Here is a 13120-nt window from a genome sequence, read left to right as displayed (position 1 = left end):
AAATGGCAAAGAGTAAGTTTGAACGTACGAAGCCCCACGTTAACATCGGCACCATCGGTCACGTTGACCATGGCAAGACCTCGCTGACTGCAGCGATCACGAAGTTCTTCGGTGAATTCAAGGCGTATGACCAGATCGACGCTGCACCGGAAGAACGCGCCCGCGGTATCACGATCTCGACGGCTCACGTTGAGTACGAAACTGCCAACCGTCACTACGCACACGTCGATTGCCCAGGCCACGCTGACTATGTGAAGAACATGATCACCGGCGCTGCACAGATGGACGGCGCGATCCTGGTTGTTTCGGCAGCTGACGGCCCGATGCCGCAGACCCGTGAGCACATCCTGCTCGCTCGTCAGGTTGGCGTTCCGGCAATCGTTGTGTTCCTGAACAAGTGCGACCAGGTTGACGACGCAGAACTGCTCGAACTGGTTGAACTGGAAGTGCGCGAACTTCTCTCGAAGTACGACTTCCCGGGCGACGAAGTTCCGATCATCAAGGGCTCGGCTCTTGCAGCTCTCGAAGATTCCTCGAAGGAACTCGGCGAAGACGCAATCCGCAACCTGATGGACGCTGTCGACAACTACATCCCGACCCCGGAACGTCCGGTTGACCAGCCGTTCCTGATGCCGATCGAAGACGTGTTCTCGATCTCGGGTCGCGGTACGGTTGTGACGGGTCGCGTTGAGCGCGGTATCGTCAAGGTCGGCGAAGAAGTTGAAATCGTCGGCATTAAGGCAACCTCGAAGACGACGGTTACCGGCGTTGAAATGTTCCGCAAGCTGCTCGATCAGGGCCAGGCTGGTGACAACATCGGCGCACTGGTTCGCGGCGTTGGCCGTGACGACGTTGAACGCGGTCAGGTTCTCTGCAAGCCGGGTTCGGTTAAGCCGCACACCAAGTTCAAGGCAGAAGCTTACATTCTGACCAAGGACGAAGGTGGCCGTCATACGCCGTTCTTCACCAACTACCGCCCGCAGTTCTACTTCCGTACGACTGACGTGACCGGTATTGTGACCCTGCCGGAAGGCACGGAAATGGTTATGCCTGGCGACAACGTTACCGTTGACGTTTCGCTGATCGTCCCGATCGCCATGGAAGAGAAGCTCCGCTTCGCTATCCGTGAAGGTGGCCGCACCGTCGGTGCAGGCATCGTCGCTTCGATCATCGAGTAATTAAGGTTTGTGCAGGAGCGTCTCTCCGGAGACGCTCCGCGTAACAAGGAACAGATGAAATGAACGGTCAAAATATCCGCATTCGCCTTAAGGCGTTTGATCATCGGATCCTTGACGCTTCGACGCGGGAAATCGTGTCGACTGCCAAGCGTACCGGTGCAAATGTGCGCGGACCGATCCCGCTTCCAACACGGATCGAGAAGTTCACGGTAAACCGGTCGCCGCACATCGACAAGAAGAGCCGCGAGCAGTTCGAGATGCGCACGCACAAGCGTCTTCTCGATATCGTTGACCCGACCCCGCAGACTGTTGACGCGCTGATGAAGCTCGATCTGTCCGCCGGTGTCGATGTCGAGATCAAGCTTTAATCGGCTTGAGGACGGAAGGAACGAACCCGATGCGTTCAGGTGTTATTGCACAGAAGCTGGGCATGACCCGCGTCTATAACGACGCCGGCGAGCATGTGCCGGTGACGGTTCTCCGCATGGAGAATTGCCACGTGGTAGCTCAGCGTACAGTTGAAAAGAATGGTTACACGGCTGTTCAGCTTGGCGTTGGTATCGCCAAGGTAAAGAACACGTCCAAGGCTATGCGCGGTCATTTCGCGAAGGCCGAGGTCGAGCCCAAGGCGAAGCTTGCGGAATTCCGCGTTTCTCCGGACAACCTCCTCGAAGTCGGCGCGGAAATCACCGCCGAGCACTTCGTCGCCGGCCAGAAGGTCGACGTGACGGGTACTTCGATCGGTAAAGGTTTTGCCGGTGTTATGAAGCGTCACAATTTTGCTGGTCATCGCGCCTCCCACGGTAACTCCATTACCCACCGCGCTCACGGCTCGACCGGTCAGCGTCAGGACCCGGGTAAGGTGTTCAAGGGCAAGAAGATGGCTGGTCATATGGGCCAGACCCGCGTGACCACGCAGAATATTGAAGTTGTCTCGACGGACACTGATCGTGGCCTCATTCTGGTCCGCGGTGCGGTTCCGGGCTCCAAGGGCGCCTGGATCATCGTCCGCGACGCAGTCAAGGTCTCGCTGCCCGAGAACGCGCCGAAGCCGGCCGCTCTGCGTGCAGGTGCCGCCAAGGCTGAAGCCGCCGCGACTGAGGGAGCCGAATAATGGATCTCACGATTACAACTCTTGAAGGCAAGGATGCCGGCAAGGTCAAGCTGAACGAAGATATCTTCGGCCTCGACCCGCGTGACGACATTCTTCAGCGCGTTGTGCGCTGGCAGCTGGCTCGCCGCCAGCAGGGCTCCCATCAGGCTCAGGGCCGTGGCGACGTAAGCCGCACCGGCGCGAAGATGTACAAGCAGAAGGGTACGGGTCGCGCTCGTCACCATTCGGCTCGCGCTCCGCAGTTCCGCGGTGGTGGTCAGGCTCACGGACCAGTTGTCCGTAGCCATGAACACGACCTGCCGAAGAAGGTTCGCGCTCTTGGCCTGCGTCATGCTCTTTCCGCCAAGGCAAAGGCATCCGACCTGATCATCATCGATGATCTGGCGGCTTCCGAAGCCAAGACGAAGCAGCTTGTTTCTCAGTTCGCCAAGCTCGGTCTTGAAAATGCACTGCTCATCGGCGGCGCAGAGATCGACGTGAACTTCCAGCGTGCGGCTTCGAACATCCCGAACATCGACGTTCTGCCAGTGCAGGGCATCAATGTTTACGACATTCTTCGCCGTGGCAAGCTCGTGCTTTCCAAGGCGGCTGTCGAAGCCCTCGAGGAGCGTTTCAAATGACTGATCTTCGCCATTACGACGTGATCGTCAGCCCGGTTATCACTGAGAAGTCTACTCTGGTTTCTGAACACAACCAGGTCGTCTTCAACGTAGCCCGCAAGGCAACGAAGCCGGAAATCAAGGCTGCAGTCGAAGCGCTGTTCGGCGTCAAGGTTACCGCAGTCAACACTGCAGTGCGCAAGGGTAAGGTCAAGCGGTTCCGCGGCATTATCGGGCGCCAGAGCGACGTCAAGAAAGCGATCGTTACTTTGGCTGAAGGCCAGAGCATCGACGTTTCGACCGGTCTCTGAGAGGCCTTGGAGTAAGAAACAATGGCACTCAAGCATTTTAATCCGACCACGCCGAGCCAGCGTCAGCTGGTCATCGTGGATCGCTCGGAACTCTACAAGGGCAAGCCGGTCAAGTCCCTGACCGAAGGTCTGTCCAAGAAGGGTGGCCGTAACAACACCGGTCGTATCACTGTTCGCTTTCAGGGCGGTGGTCACAAGCGTTCATACCGCTTCATCGACTTCAAGCGTCGCAAGCTTGACGTCGTGGGCACCGTCGAACGCCTGGAATACGATCCGAACCGCACCGCGTTCATCGCGCTGATCCGTTACGAAGACGGCGAACTCGCATACATCCTGGCTCCGCAGCGTCTTGCTGTTGGCGACAAGGTGATTGCTGGTAACTCCGTCGACGTTAAGCCGGGCAACGCAATGCCGCTCGCTTCGATGCCAGTTGGCACGATCGTCCACAACGTCGAACTGAAGCCTGGTAAGGGCGGTCAGATCGCACGTTCGGCTGGCACCTACGCCCAGCTCGTCGGTCGCGACCAGGGCATGGCGATCCTGCGCCTCAACTCTGGTGAACAGCGTCTGGTTTCCGGCGCCTGCTTCGCTTCGGTTGGTGCAGTTTCGAACCCGGATCACGGCAATATCAACGACGGCAAGGCCGGTCGTTCGGTATGGCGTGGCAAGCGTCCGCACGTTCGCGGTGTTGCAATGAACCCGGTCGATCATCCGCATGGTGGTGGTGAAGGTCGTACCTCGGGTGGTCGTCACCCTGTTACTCCGTGGGGCAAGCCTACGAAGGGCAAGAAGACGCGCTCGAACAAGGCGACTGACAAGTTCATCATGCGTTCGCGCCATCAGCGCAAGAAGTAAGAGAGGTAGTCTAAAGTGGCTCGTTCAGTTTGGAAAGGTCCGTTTGTCGACGGCTATCTTCTCAACAAGGCTGAGAAGGTACGCGAAGGCGGTCGTAACGAAGTTATCAAGATGTGGAGCCGCCGCTCCACCATCCTGCCGCAGTTTGTCGGTCTGACTTTCGGCGTCTATAACGGCAACAAGCATGTGCCGGTGTCGATTTCGGAAGAAATGGTCGGACACAAGTTCGGTGAATTCGCGCCTACGCGTACCTACTACGGTCACGGCGCGGACAAGAAGGCAAAGAGGAAGTAACGATGGGCAAGGCCAAGGCTCCCCGCCAGCTTAAGGATAACGAGGCGAAAGCCGTCGCCCGTACGCTCCGCGTCAGCCCGCAGAAGCTTAACCTTGTCGCGAGCATGATTCGCGGCAAGAAAGTGAATGCGGCACTTGCCGATCTGACGTTCTCGCGCAAGCGGATCGCCGATACGGTTAAGAAGACGCTAGAGTCGGCGATTGCAAACGCTGAAAATAATCACGACCTCGACGTCGATGCTCTGATCGTCGCCGAAGCCTATGTGGGCAAGTCGATCGTCATGAAGCGCTTCCACGTCCGTGGCCGTGGCCGCGCGAGCCGTATCGAGAAGCCGTTTTCGCATCTCACCATTGTTGTCCGCGAAGTCGCGGAAAAAGGGGAGGCCGCATAATGGGTCAGAAGATTAATCCGATCGGTCTTCGTCTCGGCATCAACCGCACCTGGGATTCGCGTTGGTACGCAAATACCGGTGAGTACGGCAAGCTGCTGCATGAAGATGTGAAGATCCGCGAGTTCCTCACCGAGGAACTCAAGCAGGCTGCGATTTCGAAGATCGTAATTGAGCGTCCGCACAAGAAGTGCCGCGTGACGATCCACTCGGCTCGTCCGGGCATCATCATCGGCAAGAAGGGTGCAGACATCGAAAAGCTCCGCAAGAAGCTTTCCGAGATGACCAATGCCGATACTTCGCTCAACATCGTTGAAGTTCGCAAGCCGGAAATCGACGCTACGCTGATCGCTCAGTCGATCGCTCAGCAGCTCGAACGCCGTGTGGCATTCCGTCGCGCCATGAAGCGTGCTGTTCAGTCGGCAATGCGTCTTGGAGCCGAAGGTATCCGTATCAACTGCTCGGGTCGTCTGGGTGGCGCGGAAATCGCTCGCATGGAATGGTACCGTGAAGGTCGCGTTCCGCTTCATACTCTGCGCGCCGATATTGACTACGGCACAGCAGAAGCGAAGACCGCTTATGGTATCTGCGGCGTGAAGGTCTGGGTCTTCAAGGGCGAGATCCTTGAACACGATCCGATGGCTTCCGAACGTCGTGCGGTCGAGGGTGACAATCAGGGTTCCTCGTCGAACCGCCGCCGCGAAAACGCTTAAAAAGCGGGCCGCGGGCGAGAAATTTGGAGTAGAGAACAATGATGCAGCCTAAGCGCACCAAGTTCCGCAAGCAGTTCAAGGGCCGTATCCACGGCAACTCGAAAGGCGGCACGGATCTGAATTTCGGTGCTTTCGGTCTGAAGGCTCTCGAGCCGGAACGCGTCACCGCACGTCAGATCGAAGCGGCTCGCCGCGCGATCACCCGTCACATGAAACGTGCCGGTCGCGTGTGGATCCGCATCTTCCCTGACCTGCCGGTAACTTCGAAGCCTACCGAAGTCCGTATGGGTAAAGGTAAGGGTTCGGTTGACTTCTGGGCATGCCGTGTGGCACCAGGTCGCGTGATGTTTGAGCTTGACGGCGTACCCGAAGATGTGGCACGCGAAGCCCTCAGACTCGGCGCAGCAAAGTTGCCGATCAAGACGCGCTTTATCCAGCGCATTGCTGAATAAGGAGAGGCAACGATGAAAGCCGCAGACGTTCGGGCGAAAAGCACCGATCAGATGAACGACGAGTTGGCCGCACTGAAGAAAGAACAGTTCAATCTGCGCTTTCAGAAGGCTACCGGCCAGCTCGAAAAGACCGCGCGCGTGAAGCAGGTTCGCCGCGACATCGCGCGTATTAAGACTATTGCCCGCCAGAAGGCGGCCGAAAGCAAGGCATAAGGAAAAAATATCATGCCTAAACGCGTTCTGCAGGGCGTTGTCGTCAGCGATAAGAACGACAAGACTGTTGTGGTTAAGGTTGAGCGTCGCTATTCGCATCCGCTCCTCCAGAAGACCGTGCGTCAGTCGAAGAAGTACAAGGCGCATGACGAAAACAACCAGTTCAAGGTTGGTGATTCCGTTTCCATTCAGGAATCGGCTCCGATCTCGAAGGACAAACGCTGGGTCGTTCTGACGAACGAAGCAGCGGGCTAAATTACAAACACGCAGCTTAGGTAGGGCAGGAGCCCTTAACCAGCTGAAGGAAAAGAAGGCGGCCAGTCATGATTCAGATGCAAACAAACCTCGACGTGGCGGATAACTCCGGCGCACGTCGTGTCATGTGCATCAAGGTGCTGGGCGGCTCGAAGCGGCGTTATGCTTCCGTTGGCGACATCATTGTGGTGTCGATCAAGGAAGCTATTCCGCGCGGCCGCGTCAAGAAGGGTGACGTGATGAAGGCGGTTGTTGTACGCACCGCCAAGGACATCCGTCGTCCGGACGGCAGCGTAATTCGTTTTGATAACAACGCAGCTGTTCTCATCGATAACAAGAAAGAGCCTATCGGCACGCGTATCTTCGGACCGGTTCCGCGCGAACTTCGCGCAAAGAACCACATGAAGATCATCTCGCTGGCTCCGGAAGTTCTGTAAGGAAGCACAACGATGCAAAAGATTCGCAAAGGCGACAGCGTTGTCGTGCTGTCCGGTAAGGACAAGGGCCGTAAGGGCGAGGTTCTTAAGGTTATGCCTAAGGACGAGCAGGCGCTCGTTCGTGGCATTAATATTGTGAAGCGTCATCAGCGCCAGACCCAGACCCAGGAAGCCGGCATTATCTCCAAGGAAGCGCCGATCCACCTGTCCAACCTGGCAATTGCTGATCCCAAGGATGGCAAGCCGACCCGCGTCGGTTTCCGCGTTGAGGACGGCAAGAAGGTTCGTGTCGCAAAACGTTCTGGAGCGCTGATCGATGGCTGAAGCTAAGGCACTTCCACGCTTCAAGAAGCTTTATCAGGATAATATCCGTAAAGCGCTCCTTGAAGAGTTCAAATACGACAACGAGATGCAGATTCCACGCATCACCAAGGTTGTCCTCAATATGGGCGTTGGCGAAGCCACCGGCGATTCGAAGAAGCCTTCGGTTGCCGCTGAAGACCTCAGCCAGATTGCTGGCCAGAAGGCCGTCATCACACGCGCCCGTAACTCGATCGCAACCTTCAAGTTGCGTGAAGGCATGCCGATTGGCACGAAGGTCACCCTTCGCCAGGACCGCATGTATGAATTCCTTGATCGTCTGGTGACGATCGCTCTTCCTCGCGTTCGCGACTTCCGCGGCCTGAACCCGAAGAGCTTCGACGGACGTGGCAACTACGCCATGGGCATCAAGGAGCACATCGTGTTCCCCGAAATCAACTACGATAAGGTTGATCAGATCTGGGGCATGGACATCATCGTTTGCACGACCGCCAAGACGGATGATGAAGCGCGCTCTCTTCTGCGTGCATTCAACTTCCCGTTTCGGCAGTAACGGCAAGCGTAGCGAGGTATAGATAACATGGCCAAGACTAGCGCAGTCGAAAAAAACAAGCGCCGCGAAAAGTTGGTTAAGCGTCATGCTGAAAAGCGTGCACGTCTGAAGGCGATCGTAATGGATCAGGGCCTTCCGCTGGAGGAGCGCTTCCGCGCCACTATCCGGCTTGCCGAACTGCCGCGCAATTCGTCGAAGGTTCGTATTCGCAATCGTTGCGAAGTATCGGGCCGTCCGCGTGGTTATTACCGTAAACTGAAGATGTCGCGTATTGCGCTGCGTCAGTTGGGTTCGCTCGGACAGATTCCGGGCGTCGTCAAGTCGAGCTGGTAAGGAGTAGCATATGTCTGTGTCAGATCCTCTCGGCGATATGCTGACCCGTATCCGCAACGCAGTAGGCCGCAAGAAGACCAAGGTTACGACCCCGGCTTCGAAGCTGCGCGCTCGCGTTCTCGATGTTCTTCAGTCTGAAGGTTACATCCGCGGATACTCGCAGAGCGAATTCGTGAACGGCAAGGCCGAGATCGAAATCGAGCTGAAGTATTATGAAGGTGTTCCGGTTATCCGTGAGATCAGCCGCGTATCGAAGCCTGGCCGTCGCGTTTACGTGTCGGTTAAGTCGATCCCGCAGGTTGCAAACGGCCTCGGCATCTCGATCCTCTCCACGCCGAAGGGCGTAATGGCGGATCATGAAGCCCGTGAACAAAACGTTGGTGGTGAGCTGCTCTGCCGCATCTTCTGATGCGGTTGACAGCGAACAGATAAAAGACAGGTATTAAAATGTCTCGTATCGGTAAAAAACCCGTGCCGGTCCCGGCAGGCGTGACCGCCAGTGTTGATGGGCAGATCGTCAAGGCCAAGGGCGCGAAGGGTGAACTCTCCTTCGTCGTGCACGATGAAGTTCTGGTCAAGATGGAAGACGGCGCTATCAGCGTCGATCCGCGCGACCAGTCGAAGGAAGCTCGTTCGAAGTGGGGCATGTCCCGCACGATGATCTCCAACATTTTTGTTGGCGTGAAGGACGGCTTTGAGAAGAAGCTCGAAATCAGCGGCGTCGGTTACCGCGCTGCCATGCAGGGCAAGAACCTGCAGCTTTCTCTCGGCTTCAGCCATGAAGTGGTCTATGACGTGCCTGCTGGCATCACTGTTGCCGTGCCGAAGCCGACGGAAATCGTCGTCACCGGTATCGACAAGCAGCAGGTCGGTCAGGTCGCGGCTGAGATCCGCGAATATCGCGGCCCCGAGCCTTACAAGGGCAAGGGCGTCAAGTATGCTGGCGAGAAGATCGTCCGCAAAGAAGGCAAGAAGAAGTAAGGGAAGCGCGTCATGGCATCGCCAAAAGAAACTTTGCAGCGTCGCGCTGCTCGCGTGCGCCGTCAGCTCAAGTCTGCCGCCAACGGCCGACCACGCCTCAGCGTACACCGCTCTTCGAAGAACATCTACGCCCAGATCATCGACGACGTCCGCGGCGTTACGCTCGCGGCCGCTTCGACCCTCGATGGCGACCTCAAGGGCAAGCTCAAGACCGGCGCAGACCAGGCAGCAGCGGCTGCCGTTGGCAAGCTGGTTGCTGAGCGCGCCGTTAAGGCTGGCGTTAAGGACGTAGTGTTCGACCGTGGTGCATTTATTTTCCACGGCCGCGTGAAGGCTCTCGCCGAAGCTGCCCGCGAAAGCGGCCTCAGCTTCTAATAGAAGTTTGTGCTTCCGGAAAAGAAAAAAGGAAATCAGGATATGGCACAGAGAGAACGTAACCGCGAAGACCGCGGTCGCGAGGAGCGCGACAGCGAGTTCGTTGACAAGCTCGTTCACATCAATCGCGTAGCCAAGGTCGTCAAGGGCGGCCGTCGCTTCGGTTTTGCTGCTCTCGTCGTCGTTGGCGATCAGAAGGGCCGCGTAGGCTTCGGTCATGGCAAGGCACGTGAAGTGCCGGAAGCTATCCGTAAGGCTACCGAAGCTGCCAAGCGCGACATGATCTTCGTTCCGCTGCGTTCGGGTCGTACTCTGCATCATGACGTCGAAGGCCGTCACGGTGCTGGCAAGGTTCTGCTCCGTGCAGCTCCTGCCGGTAAGGGTATCATCGCCGGTGGTCCGATGCGTGCAGTGTTCGAAACGCTCGGCGTTCAGGACGTTGTCGCCAAGTCGCTCGGTTCGTCGAACCCATACAACATGGTTCGCGCGACGTTTGATGCTCTCAAGCATCAGATGCATCCGAAGGATATCGCGGCACAGCGCGGCATCAAGTACTCGACCCTTCAGGCTCGCCGCCATGATGTGGTTGGTTCGGAAGAATAGCCGATAGTTTGTGTTAGTCCGGGGTCTGACAGTTTCTGCAAGAATTTGCATTCGACACTGAAACAGGCCACCGGATACGCCATAGACAAAGGATTTGAGTGATGGCTGAGAAGAAGGGTAAGACGGTTACGGTCGAACAGATCGGAAGCCCTATCCGTCGTCCAGCCGAACAGCGTGCAACGCTGATCGGCCTCGGACTTAACAAAATGCACCGCCGCCGCACGCTGGAGGATACTCCTTCGGTTCGTGGTATGATCGCCAAGGTTCAGCATCTCGTCCGCATCGTGGACGAGGCCTGATAACGCAGGGGATAGAGACATGAAACTCAACGATCTGCGTGACAAGCCAGGTTCCGTCAAGGCGCGCAAGCGCGTTGGCCGTGGTATCGGCTCGGGCACAGGCAAAACCGCTGGCCGCGGCGTCAAGGGTCAGAAGTCCCGTTCGGGCGTCTCGATCAATGGCTTCGAAGGCGGCCAGATGCCAATCTACCGTCGTCTGCCGAAGCGCGGCTTCACCAACATCTTTGCAAAGAGCTTCAACGTTGTGTCGCTCGGCCGTGTTCAGGCCGCTATCGACGCCGGCAAGCTGGACGCCAAGGCTGTTGTGAACCTCGAAGCGCTGAAGGCTGCTGGTGTGATTCGTCGCGCCAAGGACGGCGTTCGCATTCTTTCGGATGGCGAACTGAAGGCAAAGGTAACCTTTGAGGTTGCTGGCGCTTCCAAGTCGGCAGTCGAGAAGATCGAAAAGGCTGGCGGTAGCATTAAGCTTCCTGAAGCGGCAGCTGCCGAATAAGGCTTCTGCATCAAAATTATAAGCGGCGGCCCAGAGCAATTCCGGGAAAGATGCAGTGCATTTTTCCATTTGGAACTGCGATAAAAACTGGGCCGCCGCTTGCACATTTATGCCAATGCGCATATCTGGGTTGGGTCTTCTTGTCCGGAAGGACGCGGGTTGATTAAACGCGTGTCGATGGGAGTAGGGGACCGGAGACTTTTCACCGGAGAAATTTAATGGCATCGGCTGCTGAACAGCTAGTTTCCAATCTCAATTTCTCGGCTTTCTCGAAAGCTGATGAACTCAAGAAGCGCATCTGGTTCACACTGGGCGCTTTGCTCGTATATCGGTTCGGCACCTATATTCCGCTTCCGGGAATCAATCCTGACGCTCTTGCGCAGGCTTTCCAGCAGCATAGTCAGGGTGTACTCGGACTTTTCAACATGTTCGCCGGTGGCGCTGTTGGTCGTATGGCCATTTTCGCGCTCGGCATCATGCCTTACATCTCGGCCTCCATCATCGTGCAGCTCATGACGTCGGTTGTTCCGTCGCTTGAAGCGCTGAAGAAGGAAGGCGAGGCGGGTCGCAAGATCATCAATCAGTATACGCGTTACGGCACCGTGCTTCTGGCGCTTGTGCAGGCCTATGCCATTTCGGTGGGCTTGCAGTCGGGTAACGGCATTGTCATGAATCCGGGGCCGTTCTTCATCGTTTCATCGGTGATTACGCTCGTTGGTGGCACCATGTTCCTGATGTGGCTCGGTGAGCAGATCACGGCACGCGGTATCGGCAACGGTATCTCGCTCATCATCTTCTCCGGTATCGTCGCGAACCTTCCGCATGCCATTTCCGGCACGCTGGAACTGGGCCGTACCGGCGCTCTGTCGACGGGCCTCATTCTGGGCGTCATCGTGCTCGCAATCGCCTTGATTGCGGTCATCGTGTTCGTCGAGCGCGCTCAGCGCCGTCTTCTGATCCAGTATCCGAAGCGTCAGGTTGGCAACCGTATGTTCCAGGGCGACACGTCGCATCTGCCGCTGAAGCTCAATACTGCAGGCGTCATTCCGCCGATCTTCGCATCGTCGCTGCTGCTTCTGCCTGCGACCGTTGCTGGCTTTGCCAACACGACGGAAATGCCTGCCTGGGCTACCACGGTTCTCAACGCATTGGGCCATGGACAGCCGCTTTACATGCTGTTCTACGCTGGCTTGATGGCGTTCTTCTGCTTCTTCTACACGGCCATCGTGTTCAATCCCAAGGACACGGCTGACCAGCTCAAGAAGCATTCCGGCTTTATCCCGGGCATTCGCCCCGGTGAGCGGACTGCCGAATATATAGACTATGTGTTGACCCGCATCACGGTTGTCGGCGCCATCTATATTATGCTTGTCTGTCTTCTGCCGGAATTCCTGATTTCCGCGACCGGCGTGCCGTTCTATCTTGGCGGTACATCGCTGCTGATCGTCGTGAGCGTTACGCTCGATACGGTTGCGCAAGTTCAGGGACATCTTATCGCCCATCAGTATGAAGGGCTGATCAAGAAGTCCAAACTCAGAGGTGGGAAACGCAATAAATGAGACTGATACTTCTTGGGCCGCCCGGAGCAGGTAAGGGGACGCAGGCTGGACTTCTTACCAAGAAGCATGGAATTCCGCAGCTTTCGACTGGCGATATGCTGCGTTCGGCAGTCGCTCAGCAGAGCGAAGTCGGAAAGCGCGCCAAGGCAGTCATGGATGCCGGTCAGCTGGTTTCCGACGAGATCGTCAACCAGATCGTGTCGGAGCGCATCGACGCTCCGGATTGCGCGAACGGTTTCATTCTCGACGGCTACCCGCGTACGGTTCCGCAAGCTGAAGCTCTCGGCGGAATGCTCGCAAACAAAGGCCTGAAGCTCGATGCAGTCATCGAGTTGAAGGTTGATGAGAATGCCCTGGTCAAGCGGATGGAGAGCCGCGTGGCCGAAACGATCGCCAAGGGCGGTCAGGTGCGTTCGGACGACAATCCGGAAGCTTTCCGCAAGCGTCTTGTCGAATATCGCGAGAAGACCGCGCCGCTTTCGACCTACTATGCCGGGACCGGCGAATTGCGGGTCCTTAACGGTATGGCTCCGGTTGAAGAAGTTACCGCCGAAATCGAGAGAATTCTCGTTCCGGCATAAAGGCTTGGACGAACGCATCGGCCCAAAAATCGGGATCGTTTTTTGGAAAGCGCGATGCGCAGATTCAAACACGGGCAGAAAAGCGGTTAGCGTTTTCTGCCCGTTTATTGCTTCCAGAAGTCGATTCGATTGTCTGTAAGGCCGGTTTAACGGCTTTACGAACGTTTAAGAGTTGACTTTTTCGGGCGATTCCGTCAAAGACTGCGCCACTT

Annotated in this window: 24 protein-coding genes; all 24 read left to right on the top strand. The window is 56.9% G+C overall.

The window, feature by feature from the left end:
• The first annotated feature begins 2 nt into the window (after positions 1 to 2).
• The 24 genes from tuf to FIC94_RS04105 all read left to right on the top strand — a co-directional run bounded on the left by tuf (position 3) and on the right by FIC94_RS04105 (position 12908).
• Complete coding sequence (tuf, locus tag FIC94_RS04220) at positions 3 to 1178, top strand: elongation factor Tu (RefSeq protein WP_109369229.1); 1176 nt, start codon at positions 3 to 5, stop codon at positions 1176 to 1178.
• A gap of 59 nt (positions 1179 to 1237) precedes the next feature.
• A complete protein-coding gene (gene rpsJ, locus FIC94_RS04215) occupies positions 1238 to 1546 on the top strand; it encodes a 30S ribosomal protein S10 (protein ID WP_002964363.1) in 309 nt (102 codons plus the stop codon).
• Positions 1547 to 1575: 29 nt separating this feature from the next.
• Positions 1576 to 2292, top strand: a complete 717-nt coding sequence (rplC, locus tag FIC94_RS04210; protein WP_109369228.1) for a 50S ribosomal protein L3 — start codon at positions 1576 to 1578, stop codon at positions 2290 to 2292.
• Positions 2292 to 2912, top strand: coding sequence for a 50S ribosomal protein L4 (rplD, locus tag FIC94_RS04205; protein WP_078340772.1), 621 nt, complete (start codon positions 2292 to 2294; stop codon positions 2910 to 2912). The genes rplC and rplD overlap by 1 nt, the downstream gene beginning before the upstream one ends.
• Positions 2909 to 3202: a 50S ribosomal protein L23 gene (locus FIC94_RS04200; RefSeq protein ID WP_078340773.1), complete on the top strand. Its 294-nt coding sequence runs from the start codon at positions 2909 to 2911 to the stop codon at positions 3200 to 3202. The genes rplD and FIC94_RS04200 overlap by 4 nt, the downstream gene beginning before the upstream one ends.
• Before the next feature lie 21 nt (positions 3203 to 3223).
• Positions 3224 to 4057, top strand: a complete 834-nt coding sequence (rplB, locus tag FIC94_RS04195) for a 50S ribosomal protein L2 (protein ID WP_109369227.1) — start codon at positions 3224 to 3226, stop codon at positions 4055 to 4057.
• Positions 4058 to 4072: 15 nt separating this feature from the next.
• Positions 4073 to 4351: a 30S ribosomal protein S19 gene (gene rpsS, locus FIC94_RS04190; RefSeq protein WP_109369226.1), complete on the top strand. Its 279-nt coding sequence runs from the start codon at positions 4073 to 4075 to the stop codon at positions 4349 to 4351.
• Positions 4352 to 4353: 2 nt separating this feature from the next.
• On the top strand, positions 4354 to 4743 hold the full coding sequence (rplV, locus tag FIC94_RS04185) for a 50S ribosomal protein L22 (RefSeq protein WP_109369225.1): 390 nt from the start codon (positions 4354 to 4356) through the stop codon (positions 4741 to 4743).
• Entirely contained in the window at positions 4743 to 5453 is a 711-nt protein-coding gene (gene rpsC / locus FIC94_RS04180; RefSeq protein ID WP_006467024.1) for a 30S ribosomal protein S3, read from the top strand. Before rplV ends, rpsC begins: the two co-directional genes overlap by 1 nt.
• 38 nt (positions 5454 to 5491) lie before the next feature.
• On the top strand, positions 5492 to 5905 hold the full coding sequence (gene rplP / locus FIC94_RS04175) for a 50S ribosomal protein L16 (RefSeq protein WP_109369224.1): 414 nt from the start codon (positions 5492 to 5494) through the stop codon (positions 5903 to 5905).
• 12 nt (positions 5906 to 5917) lie between these two features.
• Positions 5918 to 6118, top strand: a complete 201-nt coding sequence (gene rpmC / locus FIC94_RS04170) for a 50S ribosomal protein L29 (protein WP_078340776.1) — start codon at positions 5918 to 5920, stop codon at positions 6116 to 6118.
• 12 nt (positions 6119 to 6130) lie between these two features.
• Complete coding sequence (gene rpsQ, locus FIC94_RS04165) at positions 6131 to 6373, top strand: 30S ribosomal protein S17 (RefSeq protein WP_109369223.1); 243 nt, start codon at positions 6131 to 6133, stop codon at positions 6371 to 6373.
• A 68-nt stretch (positions 6374 to 6441) separates the two neighbouring features.
• Positions 6442 to 6810, top strand: coding sequence for a 50S ribosomal protein L14 (rplN, locus tag FIC94_RS04160; protein ID WP_004683923.1), 369 nt, complete (start codon positions 6442 to 6444; stop codon positions 6808 to 6810).
• Positions 6811 to 6822: 12 nt separating this feature from the next.
• On the top strand, positions 6823 to 7134 hold the full coding sequence (gene rplX / locus FIC94_RS04155) for a 50S ribosomal protein L24 (RefSeq protein ID WP_006467020.1): 312 nt from the start codon (positions 6823 to 6825) through the stop codon (positions 7132 to 7134).
• On the top strand, positions 7127 to 7684 hold the full coding sequence (gene rplE, locus FIC94_RS04150; RefSeq protein ID WP_109369222.1) for a 50S ribosomal protein L5: 558 nt from the start codon (positions 7127 to 7129) through the stop codon (positions 7682 to 7684). Before rplX ends, rplE begins: the two co-directional genes overlap by 8 nt.
• A 27-nt stretch (positions 7685 to 7711) precedes the next feature.
• Positions 7712 to 8017 (top strand): 30S ribosomal protein S14, encoded by a 306-nt coding sequence (rpsN, locus tag FIC94_RS04145; protein ID WP_109369221.1) that lies wholly within the window; start codon positions 7712 to 7714, stop codon positions 8015 to 8017.
• A 10-nt stretch (positions 8018 to 8027) separates the two neighbouring features.
• Positions 8028 to 8426, top strand: coding sequence for a 30S ribosomal protein S8 (gene rpsH / locus FIC94_RS04140; RefSeq protein ID WP_078340781.1), 399 nt, complete (start codon positions 8028 to 8030; stop codon positions 8424 to 8426).
• 38 nt (positions 8427 to 8464) lie between these two features.
• A complete protein-coding gene (gene rplF / locus FIC94_RS04135) occupies positions 8465 to 8998 on the top strand; it encodes a 50S ribosomal protein L6 (protein ID WP_109369220.1) in 534 nt (177 codons plus the stop codon).
• Positions 8999 to 9010: 12 nt separating this feature from the next.
• Positions 9011 to 9373 (top strand): 50S ribosomal protein L18, encoded by a 363-nt coding sequence (rplR, locus tag FIC94_RS04130; RefSeq protein WP_078340783.1) that lies wholly within the window; start codon positions 9011 to 9013, stop codon positions 9371 to 9373.
• Between the two features lie 42 nt (positions 9374 to 9415).
• Positions 9416 to 9976: a 30S ribosomal protein S5 gene (gene rpsE / locus FIC94_RS04125; RefSeq protein WP_006467009.1), complete on the top strand. Its 561-nt coding sequence runs from the start codon at positions 9416 to 9418 to the stop codon at positions 9974 to 9976.
• Between the two features lie 101 nt (positions 9977 to 10077).
• A complete protein-coding gene (rpmD, locus tag FIC94_RS04120; protein WP_078340784.1) occupies positions 10078 to 10275 on the top strand; it encodes a 50S ribosomal protein L30 in 198 nt (65 codons plus the stop codon).
• Between the two features lie 19 nt (positions 10276 to 10294).
• Positions 10295 to 10768, top strand: a complete 474-nt coding sequence (rplO, locus tag FIC94_RS04115; protein WP_140024052.1) for a 50S ribosomal protein L15 — start codon at positions 10295 to 10297, stop codon at positions 10766 to 10768.
• Positions 10769 to 10986: 218 nt separating this feature from the next.
• Positions 10987 to 12327, top strand: a complete 1341-nt coding sequence (gene secY, locus FIC94_RS04110; protein ID WP_109369218.1) for a preprotein translocase subunit SecY — start codon at positions 10987 to 10989, stop codon at positions 12325 to 12327.
• Positions 12324 to 12908 (top strand): adenylate kinase, encoded by a 585-nt coding sequence (locus FIC94_RS04105; protein WP_078340787.1) that lies wholly within the window; start codon positions 12324 to 12326, stop codon positions 12906 to 12908. Before secY ends, FIC94_RS04105 begins: the two co-directional genes overlap by 4 nt.
• The last annotated feature ends 212 nt before the right edge of the window (positions 12909 to 13120 follow it).

Origin of the sequence: Ochrobactrum teleogrylli (assembly GCF_006376685.1) — a bacterium.
GTDB lineage: Bacteria > Pseudomonadota > Alphaproteobacteria > Rhizobiales > Rhizobiaceae > Brucella > Brucella teleogrylli.
Note: the sequence above shows the minus strand (reverse complement) of the source record. Positions and strands in the feature narration are given on the sequence as shown.

Coding starts and splice junctions, on each gene's coding strand:
- rplR (WP_078340783.1), top strand. CDS start 9,011: ATGGCATCGCCAAAAGAAACTTTGCAGCGTCGCGCTGCTCGCGTGCGC.
- rplX (WP_006467020.1), top strand. CDS start 6,823: ATGCAAAAGATTCGCAAAGGCGACAGCGTTGTCGTGCTGTCCGGTAAG.
- rplO (WP_140024052.1), top strand. CDS start 10,295: ATGAAACTCAACGATCTGCGTGACAAGCCAGGTTCCGTCAAGGCGCGC.
- secY (WP_109369218.1), top strand. CDS start 10,987: ATGGCATCGGCTGCTGAACAGCTAGTTTCCAATCTCAATTTCTCGGCT.
- rplC (WP_109369228.1), top strand. CDS start 1,576: ATGCGTTCAGGTGTTATTGCACAGAAGCTGGGCATGACCCGCGTCTAT.
- rplE (WP_109369222.1), top strand. CDS start 7,127: ATGGCTGAAGCTAAGGCACTTCCACGCTTCAAGAAGCTTTATCAGGAT.
- rplN (WP_004683923.1), top strand. CDS start 6,442: ATGATTCAGATGCAAACAAACCTCGACGTGGCGGATAACTCCGGCGCA.
- rpsJ (WP_002964363.1), top strand. CDS start 1,238: ATGAACGGTCAAAATATCCGCATTCGCCTTAAGGCGTTTGATCATCGG.
- rpsH (WP_078340781.1), top strand. CDS start 8,028: ATGTCTGTGTCAGATCCTCTCGGCGATATGCTGACCCGTATCCGCAAC.
- rplF (WP_109369220.1), top strand. CDS start 8,465: ATGTCTCGTATCGGTAAAAAACCCGTGCCGGTCCCGGCAGGCGTGACC.
- rplB (WP_109369227.1), top strand. CDS start 3,224: ATGGCACTCAAGCATTTTAATCCGACCACGCCGAGCCAGCGTCAGCTG.
- tuf (WP_109369229.1), top strand. CDS start 3: ATGGCAAAGAGTAAGTTTGAACGTACGAAGCCCCACGTTAACATCGGC.
- rpsE (WP_006467009.1), top strand. CDS start 9,416: ATGGCACAGAGAGAACGTAACCGCGAAGACCGCGGTCGCGAGGAGCGC.
- rpsN (WP_109369221.1), top strand. CDS start 7,712: ATGGCCAAGACTAGCGCAGTCGAAAAAAACAAGCGCCGCGAAAAGTTG.
- rplP (WP_109369224.1), top strand. CDS start 5,492: ATGATGCAGCCTAAGCGCACCAAGTTCCGCAAGCAGTTCAAGGGCCGT.
- rpsQ (WP_109369223.1), top strand. CDS start 6,131: ATGCCTAAACGCGTTCTGCAGGGCGTTGTCGTCAGCGATAAGAACGAC.
- FIC94_RS04105 (WP_078340787.1), top strand. CDS start 12,324: ATGAGACTGATACTTCTTGGGCCGCCCGGAGCAGGTAAGGGGACGCAG.
- FIC94_RS04200 (WP_078340773.1), top strand. CDS start 2,909: ATGACTGATCTTCGCCATTACGACGTGATCGTCAGCCCGGTTATCACT.
- rpmD (WP_078340784.1), top strand. CDS start 10,078: ATGGCTGAGAAGAAGGGTAAGACGGTTACGGTCGAACAGATCGGAAGC.
- rplD (WP_078340772.1), top strand. CDS start 2,292: ATGGATCTCACGATTACAACTCTTGAAGGCAAGGATGCCGGCAAGGTC.
- rplV (WP_109369225.1), top strand. CDS start 4,354: ATGGGCAAGGCCAAGGCTCCCCGCCAGCTTAAGGATAACGAGGCGAAA.
- rpmC (WP_078340776.1), top strand. CDS start 5,918: ATGAAAGCCGCAGACGTTCGGGCGAAAAGCACCGATCAGATGAACGAC.
- rpsC (WP_006467024.1), top strand. CDS start 4,743: ATGGGTCAGAAGATTAATCCGATCGGTCTTCGTCTCGGCATCAACCGC.